Annotated in this window: 13 protein-coding genes; 4 read left to right on the forward strand and 9 right to left on the reverse strand. The window is 51.9% G+C overall.

Going from position 1 to position 13429, the window contains the following annotated elements; genetic code table 11:
- Nucleotides 1-49: 49 nt before the first annotated feature.
- From ACEPST_RS01330 to ACEPST_RS01355, 6 genes are all read right to left on the reverse strand, one after another.
- Nucleotides 50-1420, reverse strand: a complete 1371-nt coding sequence (locus ACEPST_RS01330; protein WP_204120897.1) for a M20/M25/M40 family metallo-hydrolase — start codon at nt 1418-1420, stop codon at nt 50-52.
- Between the two features lie 647 nt (nt 1421-2067).
- A complete protein-coding gene (locus ACEPST_RS01335) occupies nt 2068-3690 on the reverse strand; it encodes a peptide ABC transporter substrate-binding protein (protein ID WP_203644921.1) in 1623 nt (540 codons plus the stop codon).
- Between the two features lie 397 nt (nt 3691-4087).
- Nucleotides 4088-4999, reverse strand: coding sequence for a sigma factor regulator N-terminal domain-containing protein (locus tag ACEPST_RS01340; protein WP_204120898.1), 912 nt, complete (start codon nt 4997-4999; stop codon nt 4088-4090).
- Nucleotides 4996-5472 (reverse strand): RNA polymerase sigma factor, encoded by a 477-nt coding sequence (locus ACEPST_RS01345; protein ID WP_204120899.1) that lies wholly within the window; start codon nt 5470-5472, stop codon nt 4996-4998. The genes ACEPST_RS01340 and ACEPST_RS01345 overlap by 4 nt, the downstream gene beginning before the upstream one ends.
- A gap of 159 nt (nt 5473-5631) precedes the next feature.
- Complete coding sequence (locus tag ACEPST_RS01350; protein ID WP_204120900.1) at nt 5632-7017, reverse strand: class II fumarate hydratase; 1386 nt, start codon at nt 7015-7017, stop codon at nt 5632-5634.
- 886 nt (nt 7018-7903) lie between these two features.
- On the reverse strand, nt 7904-8398 hold the full coding sequence (locus tag ACEPST_RS01355) for an alcohol dehydrogenase (RefSeq protein WP_203644903.1): 495 nt from the start codon (nt 8396-8398) through the stop codon (nt 7904-7906).
- A gap of 216 nt (nt 8399-8614) precedes the next feature.
- On the opposite strand from ACEPST_RS01355, the gene ACEPST_RS01360 reads away from it, so the two are divergent.
- The gene (locus ACEPST_RS01360; RefSeq protein ID WP_204120901.1) at nt 8615-8986 is read left to right on the forward strand and encodes a DUF1304 domain-containing protein; all 372 of its coding nucleotides are present in this window, start codon (nt 8615-8617) and stop codon (nt 8984-8986) included.
- Nucleotides 8987-9446: 460 nt separating this feature from the next.
- On the opposite strand, the gene ACEPST_RS01365 is transcribed toward ACEPST_RS01360, so the two are convergent.
- A complete protein-coding gene (locus tag ACEPST_RS01365) occupies nt 9447-9626 on the reverse strand; it encodes a hypothetical protein (RefSeq protein WP_125765600.1) in 180 nt (59 codons plus the stop codon).
- Nucleotides 9627-10015: 389 nt separating this feature from the next.
- On the opposite strand from ACEPST_RS01365, the gene ACEPST_RS01370 reads away from it, so the two are divergent.
- Nucleotides 10016-10465 carry an OsmC family protein gene (locus tag ACEPST_RS01370; protein ID WP_203644900.1) on the forward strand — a complete coding sequence of 150 codons (450 nt, stop codon included), beginning with the start codon at nt 10016-10018 and terminating at the stop codon, nt 10463-10465.
- A gap of 63 nt (nt 10466-10528) precedes the next feature.
- Here the strand turns inward: ACEPST_RS01370 and ACEPST_RS01375 are convergent, their stop codons facing one another.
- Together ACEPST_RS01375 and ACEPST_RS01380 are read right to left on the reverse strand one after the other, a co-directional pair.
- Nucleotides 10529-10702, reverse strand: a complete 174-nt coding sequence (locus ACEPST_RS01375) for a hypothetical protein (RefSeq protein WP_164511371.1) — start codon at nt 10700-10702, stop codon at nt 10529-10531.
- A gap of 64 nt (nt 10703-10766) precedes the next feature.
- The gene (locus tag ACEPST_RS01380) at nt 10767-11210 is read right to left on the reverse strand and encodes a MarR family winged helix-turn-helix transcriptional regulator (RefSeq protein WP_125765598.1); all 444 of its coding nucleotides are present in this window, start codon (nt 11208-11210) and stop codon (nt 10767-10769) included.
- 188 nt (nt 11211-11398) lie between these two features.
- Here ACEPST_RS01380 and ACEPST_RS01385 point away from each other — a divergent pair, with 188 nt between their 5' ends.
- Nucleotides 11399-11995 (forward strand): DUF5067 domain-containing protein, encoded by a 597-nt coding sequence (locus ACEPST_RS01385; RefSeq protein ID WP_395390465.1) that lies wholly within the window; start codon nt 11399-11401, stop codon nt 11993-11995.
- Between the two features lie 423 nt (nt 11996-12418).
- Nucleotides 12419-13240 carry a LicD family protein gene (locus tag ACEPST_RS01390; protein ID WP_203644896.1) on the forward strand — a complete coding sequence of 274 codons (822 nt, stop codon included), beginning with the start codon at nt 12419-12421 and terminating at the stop codon, nt 13238-13240.
- Nucleotides 13241-13429: the final 189 nt, after the last annotated feature.

A 13429-nucleotide genomic window follows, 5' to 3' on the forward strand; every position in this document is an offset into this window, starting at 1 on the left:
GGACAGTGATTGTCTCGAACCATTTTGGTGTTCTTAAATATTCTATTTTTTATTCAGAACGACCAAACGCCTGCAACAGTTGCGCCGTGTAAGCCACGTCCTGCTGGTAATCGGCGACCCGCACGTTTTCGTTGGGTGCATGGGGACCCGACCCCGCCCAGGTGGACCCGAAGGCCACGATAGGCGTGTGCAGGGCTTCATCAAATGGTGCCTGTGGCCCGGTTCCAGCAGCGTTGGGCACCAATTTCACGTGGTCCCCATAAGCGGCCTTCGCCGTGGTCAATGCCATTTGCACGAAGGGATCGGTCAAGTCTGAACGGAATGGCTTTTCACCTAATAAATAGGTCACATGCACGTCGTCGAAGCCGTTGCGGTCCAGCTGAGCCTGAATCAATTGCGCAATCTTATGTGGCTCCTGATTCGGCACCAACCGACAATCCAGCTTGGCCTTGGCAAACTTAGGCAGGACGGTCTTGACGCCATCCCCCTCGTACCCGCTGGTCAGGCCGTTGATGGTCATGGTCGTCGCGTTGACCAGCGCCGTCGTTGGCTCTTCCGTGACTAATGGCCGCTTCAACCCAAAGTTCTGGCGAGTCGTTGCTTCATTGAAGGCTAACTGGTCCGTTGCCTGTTGCTCCACGGGCGTCAAGGCACGCACGTCATCGTAGAAGCCATCCACCAACACCTCGTTGTTTGGCCCCCGCAACGACGCCAATGCACGGGTCAGTCGCCAAGCCGCGTTGTCTGCGTAAGCCGCCAGCGATGAATGCAAATCGTTTTCAGCCGTTTGGACGCTGACCTCGAAGCTCATGATGCCCTTCACGCCACAGGTGACGTTGAAATTCTCGTCCGCATCCTTGCCGCCGGTCTCCCACACCACCACGTCAGCCGCTAAATCCGCTGCGTGTTGCCGCACCATTGGCTCAATGTGGACACTGCCAATTTCTTCTTCACCCTCGACGATAAACTTCAAATTACAAGGTAAGCCGCCACTATTTTGTAGGGCCTTGACCGCCGACAACCGGGCCATCAACTCGCCCTTGTCATCGGAAACGCCCCGGGCAACGTACTTCCCCTCAACCTCTGTAAGGGTAAAGGGTTCCGTGTGCCATTCATCTAAGGGTTCCGGTGGTTGCACGTCATAATGGTTGTAGAACAACAGCGTCTTGTCCGCGTTACCGGTCGGTCCGGCGGCAAACGTCGCGAACACAAAGGGATTGCTTCCAGCCACATCCCGCCAAACCTCGACGTTGGCGCCTAACTTCCGAAAGGCCTGTTCCAAGAACGCTACCGTCTCGGGGATTCCCCGTTTCTGCGCGGAGACCGTTTCCAAATGTAAGTAGTCCGCCAGCCGTTGCCGATCCTCGGCTAGGGCCTGATTGACGGCATTCTGTAACGTTTCTGCTGCTGTATCTGCCATGAAACCACTCCTTCGATATTTTTTGGTTTAAACTTAGTATTTATTACGCCTCAGGGATGGTGAAAATGGGCCGTGGCGCGGTTCTGGTCGTTCCCGCCGGCGGGGCCAAAACGCCCTGCTATGGGGTCGGTTCCAGCCTGAGGACCTGGCTTCCGCCTCAACTTTGAGCCATAGAACGGTCTCAAAGGTTGACCCGTGGACTAGGTTGGAAAAAATTCACCCAACCAAGACCACCGACACAGCTGGGCATTTTGCCCCGCCTCTGGTCACTAACACAGACCTCACTAGCTCATTTTCACCATCCCTGCGGCTAACACTGGTTTAACCCACAACTAACGAATCCATTAATCTATTCTTCAATTAACTTGTTACTCGGTATGACACTACTTATCCACATATGTGAGGCCAATAGAACAGGTGGGATTTCCAACACACAACTGGCAATCACCCCCAACATCAGTGACCAGAGGTGGGTCAAGGCTGGCCTGCTGTGTCGGTCATCTTGGCTGAGATTTCTCACTCAGCTTAGATGGCGGGACGACCTTTGAGACCGAGCTTCACGCTCAAAGTCGAGCTGGAAGCGTTCCCCACAGCAGGGCAGCCTTGAACCCACCGCCGGGAACGACCAGCATCATCAATCAAACTCGTTATTTCCAGTAAGCGTAGCGGTATTGCGCGGCGGTGCTGAAGGTGCTGTACTTCACACCCCCGACCTTGTCGCTGACCAGGTTGACTTGGGCTTGTTGGTAAAGTGGGTTGAAGACGCCCAACTTAGACAACCGTTGACTAGCTTCCTTCAAGAGTGCAAACCGCTTCTTGGCGTTGGTTTCCGTTTGGGCGGCCAACATCAACTGGTTGTATTTCTTATCCACGTAGTTCGAGAAGTTGATGGAATTGCCCTTCATGAACAGGTCGAGGTCGGTGGTTGGGTCTGGTTCATCCCCGGTCCAACCGAACGTGGAAACGTCAAAGTTACCCTTGAACATCTTGTTGATCTGTTGTGTCAGTGGCATTGAGGAAATCGTGACGGTCAGTCCCGGCATGTCCTTTTGCCATTGACTTTGGATGTATTCGGCCACGTTCTTGGAGCCGTCGGAATCGTTGGTCAAGAGCGTGATGTTAAATTTACCCCCGCCCAATTCCTGCTTGGCTTTGTTCCAGAGTTGCTTGGCCTTGGCATCGTTGTGTGGCGTGTAGTTCCCGGTGCTGACGGCGAAGTCCTTGCCGTTGTTCGGGTCCTTGGCAACGCCCTGAGCCACCATGTTCTTCAATGGCACGGAGCCATCCTGATTGACCTTGGTGGTTAATTCTTTCCGGTCAATTGCCAGGCTAGCAGCGGTCCGGAAGTTTTGGTTGCCCCCCAACTTCGTCTTGGTATTGAAGTATTGGATGGAAACGGCGGTCGTTAGCGTCTTGCGCATTTGCTTCTTCAGCTTGGCGTTGTTGGCCGTCCCAGTGACCGTGGTCCCAGAAATCTTAGTTTCTTGAACCTTGCCGGCGGCGAATAATTTTTCAGCCGTCGAGTCGGTCTTGACCACTTGCACGTTGACCTTCTTGATTTTGACGCTCTTGGCATCGTAGTACTTGTTGTTCTTCACGTAGACCCAGTTGTCCTTGGTCCCGTTCCACTTCTTCAGCACGTAAGGCCCATTGGCCACAACGCGGTCGGAGTTGGTCCCGTACTTGGCGCCGTATTTTTTGACCAAGTTCCGGTTGACTGGCAGATATTCAGTCGCCGCTTCGTAATTGAAGGACGGGTTCTGGCGAGTCAGGTTCACTTGTAGTTTGTATTTGCCCAATGCCTTAACCCCTAAGGCGGACGGTTGTTTCGTGCCCTTTTGAACGGCATCGTAATTCACAAATGTGGCAAACCGGTTGGCGTATTGGGCCTTGGTCGTGGGATCAACCTGCCGGCGGAAAGACTCGACGAAATCCTGGGCCGTGACTTGGTCGCCGTTGCTCCATTTAGCATTGTGGCGCAGCGTAAACGTATAGGTCTTCCCATTGTTCGTGGGCTTCACAACTTTAGTCGCAATCGCTGCGACCACCTTACCGTTATTGTTCTGGCGATATAACCCTTCAGTGGTCTGTTTCATCATGTAAAATGAGTACGCATCTGTGGCCTTATTGGGGTCAGCCGTTTGTAGCTCGGCTGGCATGGTAACGTTCAACGCCTTGTTCTGGTTGGTCGCCGACTTGCTTGACCCACAACCGGCTAAGGTACCAACCACCATTAGTCCCAACAATCCTAATCCAAATCTCTTATCCATCGAATCCCTCCAAACTTTTCAACTTTTGGTAAGCCTTTAGCTGCCGTGGTAAAAAAAGAGCGCCCTCAACAGAATTTTGCTTCTGCTAAGGGCGCTCAACGCGCGGTACCACCTCATTTACGACCTTAAGTCGTCACTTGACGGACTGCCCGGGACAATCCGCTCGCACGATAATGGGTGCCACCAACGCGGTTACTAGAAAAAATTTCTTCACCACTTCACTCCGAAGTGATTTTCGACTGGCGGCCCTGTCTCCCCTCACACCAAACGGGAGTCGCTGGTCAGTGCCGCACCAATCTAATCGTCTTCATCAACGCTAATTATTTACCTGCAATCTAGCTTGGAGATAAGATTAGACTTTGATGAGAAATAAGTCAAGCGTTTTTTAATCTAATTTTCATTTTATGCCCGTGTCCGGTTGAAAATAGCCGACAGAACTGGTCGTAATCCACTTAGCTTGCGTCAGGGGTTTAAACGCGCCACTCTTCCCGGTCACGATGACGCCGGCAAACTTGGCCTGGTCCAGCTTGGGGTAACGCTTGGCAAAGTGGTTGGCGTACGCGAGCACATCAAAGCCGTTGTACGTCATTCCGCTCGCAGTGGACAGGGCCTCGTGGCGGAACCACCGGTAGTTTTCCGCGGTGAATTTAGCCTGACTAGCCCCCTGGAAGCCGACAAAATTGTTGTCCATGATGGTGGCGTCGGCCTTACCAGAAACACCGGCCCAATACCAGTTAGCGTGAACCCCAGCCGGTAATTTGGCGTTAATTTGCTTCAGGGTCAGGCGGTGGTCAAAGGTCAGGGCGACTTCGGCTAGGTAATGCTTTTGCCGCACGACCTGCCGGACCTCGTGAGCGGGCTGAACCTCGGATTTCTGCCGATTAACGTTGTAGAAGAGCGGAATCTTGTGTTGGGTGACCCGGTCATAAGCGGCCGTATCGGAAATGTCCGTGGCATTGGAAAAACCGCCGCCACGTCCCAGCAACCAGGTATACGGCCCCCGATTGGCGGACCAATTCTCGCGGGCCCCGTCAATATCCTTATAGCGGTGACTGACCACGGTGCCCCCAAAGAAATCGCTATTCTCTAAGAATTGATCACTGATTTGAACGTTGGGGGATAGCACCGCGTTGATCACGTCAAACGACCGATTGATCTCATCGGATGCCTGCTTGGCTCTGACCCTGGTCATTTGGATAAAGGCCAGTCCCCCACCGACCATAATCACCAGAATCAAGCCGATGGTGATGCCCCAGCGGCGCCACTTGACCCGACGCGCTAGCTTTTGAAATTGTTGCTCCTCATTCATGCTTCCTCACTCCTCAATATTTTTTCCAACTTGCGATAAACGCGTTGCAGCCGCATCTTCACGGCCGCCGGGCGAATCCGTAACTCCTGGGCAATGGCGGCCATCGACAGCTCCTGATCGTACCGCAACAGTAACAAGCGGCGTTCCTTGTCCGACAGTTTCGCCAGCGCTGGTCCCAAAGAATCTTCGACGGGTGGTTGCCGGGTCACCATTTCCGGACGTAAGTATTTTTCGACCAAATCCCGATAACGCTGGTCACGCCGATACTGATCCAGGTAGGTGGACCACGCCACCCGGTACAGGTATGGCCGCAGCTTGTCCGGTGGCAAGACTAGCTCCATTTCCAAAATCTTGACGAACACGTCTTGCACGATGTCTTCCGCCGTTTCCCGTTGTGCCCCGCGGCTGATCAGGTAGCGCTGCAGCTCGACCGCCAGCTGGGCGACTAATTTTTGGTACGCTTGTAGCTGCATCCTGCTGCCTCCCCCTCTCACTGAGATAACGAACGACTCGCCCAAAGGTAACGTTTTTTCTGAAAAAAGTTTCTCTGGCCGCATTATACCGAAAGTTGGGGATCACTGAAACATTGGCGCATAAAAAGGCCGCCCACCTGGACGACCCTTCAACATTTTCTATTCTGGTCGATTCACGTTCGTCATGGCCAACGGATCGACCCACTGATCAAATTGTTCAGCGGTCACGTCTCCCGATTTCAACGCCGCCTCACGCAACGTCCAGCCGTGTTGCTCCGCTGCTTGCGCAATCGCCGCACTGGCGTGGTAGCCGATGTGGGGCGACAGTGCCGTCACCGTCATCAGTGAACGGTCGACCAACGCCGTCATCCGTGCCTGATTGACCGTCAGCCCGTGGATCAGCTTATCTGCAAAGCTCTGCATCGTGCCGGTCAGGAGGTCCGTCGATTCCAAAAAGGCGGCAATGATGACTGGCTTGTACACGTTCATTTCAAAATTCCCCTGGGAGGCCGCCACACTAATCGTGACGTCGTTACCCATCACCCGCGTCGCCGCCATGGTCAAGGCCTCCGCCTGCGTCGGGTTCACCTTGCCGGGCATGATAGACGAACCGGGCTCGTTAGCGGGAATGTTCAGTTCGCCATAACCGGCCCGCGGGCCACTCGCTAGAAAGCGGACATCGTTGGCAATCTTCAGCAGGTCGCCGGCCAACGTCTTCAACGCGCCATGTACCACAGTCAACCCCGAATGCGCGGCCAGCCCAAAGAACTTATTGGTCTTGGCCGTAAAGGGTTGCCCGTAGGCTTCACTCAGCTGCTCGGCAACCGCCACATCAAAACCGGGTGCCGCGTTCAGTCCGGTTCCCACGGCCGTGCCCCCGATTGGGAGTTCCAAGAGGGTGTCCTGGAGCGATTCGAGATAGTCGACGTCGTGTTGTAGCATGCTGACCCAGCCACTGATTTCCTGGCCAAAGGTGAGCGGCGTGGCATCTTGCAAATGGGTCCGGCCAATCTTAACGACCTGCCAGTACGCCGTTTGTTTCGCCGTCAGCTCGGCAATCAAATGTTGTGTCGCCGCCAACACTGGCTGTAAAGCCATCCGCGCGGTAATCGCCATGGCTGTTGGAAAGGTATCATTGGAGCTCTGGCTGTGATTGACATCATCGTTGGCCAGCACCCCGCTGGTCGGGTCGAGCTTGGCCGTCTGATGCGCCAGCACTTCGTTAACGTTCATGTTGGTCTGCGTACCCGACCCTGTTTGGTAGACGTGAAGCGGAAAGTCCCGTTGCAGCTGGTCATCGGGCAACGCCAGCAACTGGTCCGCCGCCTGAATAATCAGGTTCGCCTTAGCCTCGCGGACTTCGCCCAAATCACGGTTAGCCACCGCGGCGGCCCGTTTCAGCTGAATCAACGCCCGAATCAACACCAGGGGCATCAAGGGCCCGGTCGTAAAATTGTGCCGACTCCGTTCCGTTTGTGCGCCCCACAAGGCGTCGGCGGGCACTTTGACGGTACCCAACGTATCTGCTTCTTCTCGATAGGTCATTGTTTAATTTCCTCCCAAAAAATTCTCTCTGGTGAATGTGCACAGCTGCCCGTCGTTCCCGCCGGCGAGTTCAAGGTTACCTGCTATGGGGCCCGCTCCCAGCCTGAGAACCGGTCTTCCAGCTCGACTTTAAGCCTGGAAGACCACCAGTCTCAAAGGTCGGCCCATGCTCTAAGCTGAGAAAATTCACTCAGCTAAGACCATCGACACAGCTGGCAACCTTGACTCGCCTCTGGTCACTGACCTGGCTTGTGCCCATTCACCGACGCAATAATCTTTCACTGTGGTTATGTAGTCATTAACTCTGCTCAATATCACTCACCACTTTTAATTGCATCAAGCTTACCATGTTTTTCTCAAATACACCGCATATTTCCACAAGCAATCTGGTCATAAATCAAAAAATATTCTTGTCCCTTCTACCTCATAGAAATCAAGGAATACAGAAATTTTAATCGAGTGGCCGATCACAAACCAATTAGAAGCTTTTAGGACTCACCACTACTTTCAACGCACCCAGAACTAAACCAATTTCAACTTACAGGGCTGGTGAAGATGAGCCAGTTGTGGGAGTGACCAGAGGTGAGCCAAGGCGACCAGCTGTGTCGGTGGTCTTGGCTGGCGTTCTTTGCAAGCCTAGTCCACGGGGCAACCTTTGAGACCGCTCCCCAGGCTCAAAGTTGAGGTGGAAGACCGCCCTTCGTCTGGAACCGACCCCACAGCAGGGCCCCTTGAGCTCACCGTCGGGAACGGACGCGACGCAGCTCATCTTTGCCAGCCCGGCGGCGACAATTGGTTTGGTTCTAGTGCACCAAAAAAGTCGCTCCCGACTGATCGGAAACGACTCATTTTGGCTTCTATTTCTTTGCTGGTTAAGCGTGCTGATTTAACCTTCAGCAGGGGTCTTTAACTTCAATTCGTCGTTTTTAGCCAACTGTTTCTCAGCCTGTTTCCGGGCGTCAACAGCATCATAAAAGTCGGTAAAAGTCTGGTTTAAAATGTAGCGGCCATGGTAGAATAGACGTGCAGCCCATTTGCCAGAACGTTTGTCGAAGCTGACGCCAATAACACCGGAAATGTTCCGAGAGCTAATCTTTGTCAAGGCTGCAACGTTGCTACCATTCACTAATGGCAGGTTCATGGCGTTACCAATTTGCTTACGGGTCCGGGGATCCTTGGTGAGCCGGTCTTTACTAACATCTCGCCGGTAACAGCCACAGCTCACGGTAATCCCGTGCCGTAACCGATAACTATCAACTGTGACCAGGTTGCCACAGTTACATTTACACAGCCACGTCGCGTTACCGTTCTTAGCCGTACCGTCACGACGGATAACCGTCAGTCTGCCGAATTGTTGTCCACTTAAGTCTAGGAGTCTCATGGGAATTCCTCCATTCATAATTTCAAAAGTCTTGGTGTGACGCCATTCTCCCCGTGAATGACCCAGGTGTCCTGGTAAATTTATCCTCACTTAACTATTCTACACGCCAAACTAAAAATTAGCTTAAAGTTGCAAATATTTTTGATCTGAATGGATGATTACCCACACCGTTATCCATTACCACTATACTAACTCAGATAGAAGAAGGCAATTATAATGATTATAATTTTAACATTCTTAATTTATCTTGTCGCGGTTGAACATCTCGTGATTATGGGTTTGGAAATCTTTGGTAAGCCTGAACAACAAGCCAAGTTATTCGACATGCCCCTGAGCTTCGTCAACCAGGCCCCCGCCAAAGCTGCCCTTGGCAATATGGGCATTTACAATGGGATGTTGGCGGTCGTCTTACTCGTCAGTCAGTGGGTCCTCACCGGTCAACCCCGGCTGATCACGACGGCCCTGTTACTGGTCTACATTGTGATAGTTGCCATTTATGGCAGCCTCACCGTAAAAAAGTCGATTTTTTGGCTCCAAGGAATGCCGGCATTAGTGACGTTTCTCGTTTTACTAACACAATTCCTTTAAGTGAATCTTTAAATTTGAGGTTTACAGACCCCCGCAGCAACGTTATAATAAGGGTACATATTCAGGTGAGAGCCTGCCACGGGACTTCAATCGTTGGAGGAGTTAATTGACATTTAGCCATTATTAACACCGTTGAAGCCGTACACATACTTCTATTCTGCTGGTTGCGTCCGACGTAACTAGCTTTTTTATTACCTAAAATTTCAAAAATAAGACCAAGCCCATAAATCCAGGCTTGGTCATTTTAGCGTTTATCGTGCTAACTTACATGTGGCTAGCCGTAATCCACAACACAATCATGTGGTAGATCACGTCCGCCATGATGCCGATGAACAACCATCCACTCAGGTAATAAACATAATACATCATTGGACGTTTCATCTTCTAGCCCCCTAATTCGTCACAGCGTACCACGAATCACCGCGTACCTAGTCAAAAAGGGTTTGGTAGCCCCAGTTACCTAACTAACCGCGGACGTCTCACGCCGTTGGGCCGCCGCAACAATGGCTTTTTGTTCTGCCACGGTTGCCGCAAACTGTTGCATCATTTTCTTCTCGACCACCTCGGCGCCGTGTTGTTTCGCGCGCCAGGTAATCATCTGGAACTTCTTGCGTTCATCTAATAGCTGTTCGTTTAACATTTGGCTCCCCCCAAACTGTTCGCCAGTGTCTGCTACTTAATGACTACATTATAAACATAAAATCCGGTGTGGTCTACCCCTGTTACGCAATTATTACAAAACTTTTACATAAAACCGTTTACGTACTTTCCCCGGATTAGCGGGCTTTTGCCCAACGTTTACTTTCATGATAATCCGCATTTCAGACCATTTAATCTATAATTGGTATGGTTGCCACGTGCAAACGGTTGAACGCTTGTCCCACCTTGACTTGCCGTAATTGTTTAATGGCTTAACCGTCATTGGTTTAGCCGTTAGGAAAGCCCTTACACTTACGTGGCGTTTCCGTTGTTTTTTAGTCTCAATCGGCGTAATCTAGGGGTAGACTAGACGAAAGAAGGTAATTCTTTTTGGCCATTGACCGTAAAAAATTTCCACCCCGCTATCGAACCGTTGCCATCAACGACGATGGGCTCGAAAGCCACTCCTACGTGCCGGGTGGACTGGACGTTTTAACCACTGATCCGCTCTCCGACCAGCCGGGCGCAAACCCCGAACAATTTGTTGGGCTGGCCCTGAGTACCTGTCTGAACGCCACGTTGGAAGCCATTGAGAAACGTAAAGGGATTCCCCACACGTCACAGGTCCACACGATTGTGGAAATGGCGCGTGACACCCGCGGCCTCCAATTCTACGTGACCGCCCAGATTCGGATTCCCGGTGTTGACCAGGCGACAGCCGAGGCCATGGCAGACCTCGCCGAACGCCGTTGTCCCGTTGCCAAGCTCCTAAATGGCAGTGATAACGTGCGTGTTGAACTGGTAAAAGAATTCTCACCCGTTGAGGCGGTTGTGGATTAATCCGTCAAAAAAATGGACCACCCGCCCTGACAAATTTGTCGGGAGCGTGTGGTCCATTTTTAATTAGCGCCGGCCCAGATGCCGGGTCAGTCGGTCCCACCATGATCGTTTCACGGGTTCCCCGTACACATACGACCGTGATTGGCGTGGCGACCGCTTGGCATCGTGGTCATCATCCATGAAGACAATCTTGCGCCAGCGCTTCTCTTCCTCAGTACTCATGCGCTTTTTGCTCATTGGCTCCATTCTCCTTCTCCATCGCAAATTCTCCGGTGGCTAAACGTCCAAAGACGACGTTCACTTACTTTTTCATGCGGGTAACCTGACTGAAATCTCGAATAAAGTTCAAGATTTCGTGAGCCCGCTCATCACCGTAAACGTCGACCCACCCTTGAAAACGGTGGTTGATACGTTGCCGGATTGCCTGTTCAGCTTTAGTGCCAGCTGGCGTCGCCAAGAGATACAGCCGCCGCCGGTCATTTTCATCCGGCTGCTGTTGCAAGTAGCCCTGCTTTAACAGGACCTTGATCTGCCGAGAAATGGCGCTGCGCGTGACCTGCCGCTTGCTGGCAATGTCCATCAACGTGACGTTCTCGTTGCGCGTGATTTCTCGCAAAATCAAATACTGTTCAAATGACAAATGAAACGCCTTAGCTGGTTCGGAAACAAACTCATCTAAATACTTCAGCGAATTCATGTAGACGTCGATAAATGCGTCTAACAAAGGCTCTTCTTGCTCAGCCATGATTACCCACCTACATTTCTCAAAATACGATTTTTATCTTAGCATTTACGCCCGGCAAATACCAGCTTTTTCCTACCCAATTAGGCGGTTGTCCGCCCCGTCCTATGCTAAAATGAAGGTAGCGACTCCCCGTTTTCATTGGCGAGCCACCACAGTTCTAATTTTTCACTTTCGAGGGGGAAGTTTCCATGTCACACGTCAAATTAATCGCCGTGTTGGGGAGTGTCTTGTTGCTGGCAGGATGCGGTGCCGGTAACAAGTCCGCGGCCAAAACGCCATCCAGTCAACAGGAACCGGCCAGCAGTCGGTCGAGTCAGTCATCGTCAGTACAATCCAGTCATGCCAAGTCATCGGTCAGCGCCAGCAGCGCGGCTAGTGTTGCCAAGACGGCCACGTTTAGCAATCAAACATTTACGATTAAGAACGTGGCGTTCAAGTTGACCGGGTCTAAGATCACGGCCAGTGCAACGGCCAATCGCAACCTATTTGTTATTTATTATACCGTAACGAACCACCAGAACACATCCATTATCCCGAGTGATCTCTGGCAAGATGCCGTGAGCGCCACGCAAAATGGCCATAAGCTGGGCACCGGCAACCTGGCCTTCACCACCAGTCAGACCAGTGATAACAACAAGTTGAACCGCACCGTGATGCCGGTTAAGGCTGGGCAGTCGGTTAGTGGCTTGGCGATGTTTGAGCCTAAGGGCAGTCAAAACATTACGGTGACGTTCAAGGATACGCACGGCCAGACCGTCCACACCAGCACTTACCCGGTGAACTAGGGTTTCTTCACCGCCGGGCTGGTGAAAATACGTCTGGTTGCATCCGTTCCCGACGGCGAGCTCAAGGAGCCCTGCTGTGGGGTCGGTTCCAGCCTGAGAAGCGGGCTTCCACCTCAACTTTGAGCCTGGGAATCGGTCTCAAAGGTTGTCCCATGGGCTAGGCTGGGAAAATACCCCAGCCAAGTCCATCGACACAGCCGGGCATTTTGACCCGCCTCTGGTCACTCACATCGACCACCGCTTGCCACATTTTCATCAGCCCTACGGCTTTTACACTAGTCTAGCCCCGGGGTTTCTGCGGCGTGTTGTCTATCTAGCCGACAATCAACCTTAGTGAACAACAAATTTTCACCATGACAACCATTATCAAATATTTTCAGTTTTGTCACCTAAATCTATTTCAGCGCCAGAAAGGAATTGCCTATGCCGAGTTTAATCGAACGCATTCACCAAGTTGAGCTGGGAAATCTTGCTCAGTTTGCTCATCTGTGCCAGCAACTAGACCTCCCCTACTTTTTAATGGGGGGCTCACTTCTCGGCGCGATTCGCCATCAGGGGTTCATTCCCTGGGACGACGACGTGGACGTTGGCCTGCTCCGCGCCGACTATGACCGGTTCTTGGCCGCCGCGCCTGACCTGCTTGCTGGTAGCCATTACTTTCTGCAGACGCCCACTAGCGATGAAAATTATGCGCTGAGTTACGCCAAGCTATTGGACCGCAACACCTATATTGAGGAAAAACGCAACGTGAACAACGCGCGGAAGGGCATTTTCATCGACATTTTTCCCTTGGATCGGATCCCCACGGATATTACCGCCCAGCGCGAGCAGCTCGGAAAGTTTCAGCTGCTTAATACGCGGATTCTCCTACAGTTGCGCTACCACCTGGTGGACAATCCCCTCCGCAAGCTTCAAAGCCCGCTCAAGCCTGAGCAGGTCACTGCGGTCAATGAATTGAAGGCCCAACGTGAGGCCGTCATGACCCAGTACCAAGACGATGAGACCCTCCCTCAAGTCAAAAATTTAGCGTCCCAGTACGCTTATGACAAGGAAATCTACAGTGTTGCGGAACTAACTGACCTAACCCCCGTGCCATTTGAGCAGTTAACTGTTCAGGCGCCGTCACAATATGATACGATTTTAACGCGGCTATACGGCGACTATCACGAATTGCCACCGGAAAACCAGCAAACAGAAAAGCATCTTGACCTAGTCATCATGGACAATCAATTATTTACCGATTAAATTAAAGCGTTAACAATTAGATTAGCCATCTGACAAACCAAGTCAAATCTCGAAGTTTTTCACATTATTTTTGCCCCCAGCAACATGGTCCAGACCAATTTTAGTATAATAAACACAATCTGTGACAATAACTAAAGTGGTAAAACGTAGGTTGGGCTAGCCGGTTTACATCCAGCAATGAACCAACCC

The organism is Levilactobacillus sp. FUA 3915 (assembly GCF_044053135.1).
GTDB lineage: Bacteria > Bacillota > Bacilli > Lactobacillales > Lactobacillaceae > Levilactobacillus > Levilactobacillus lanxiensis.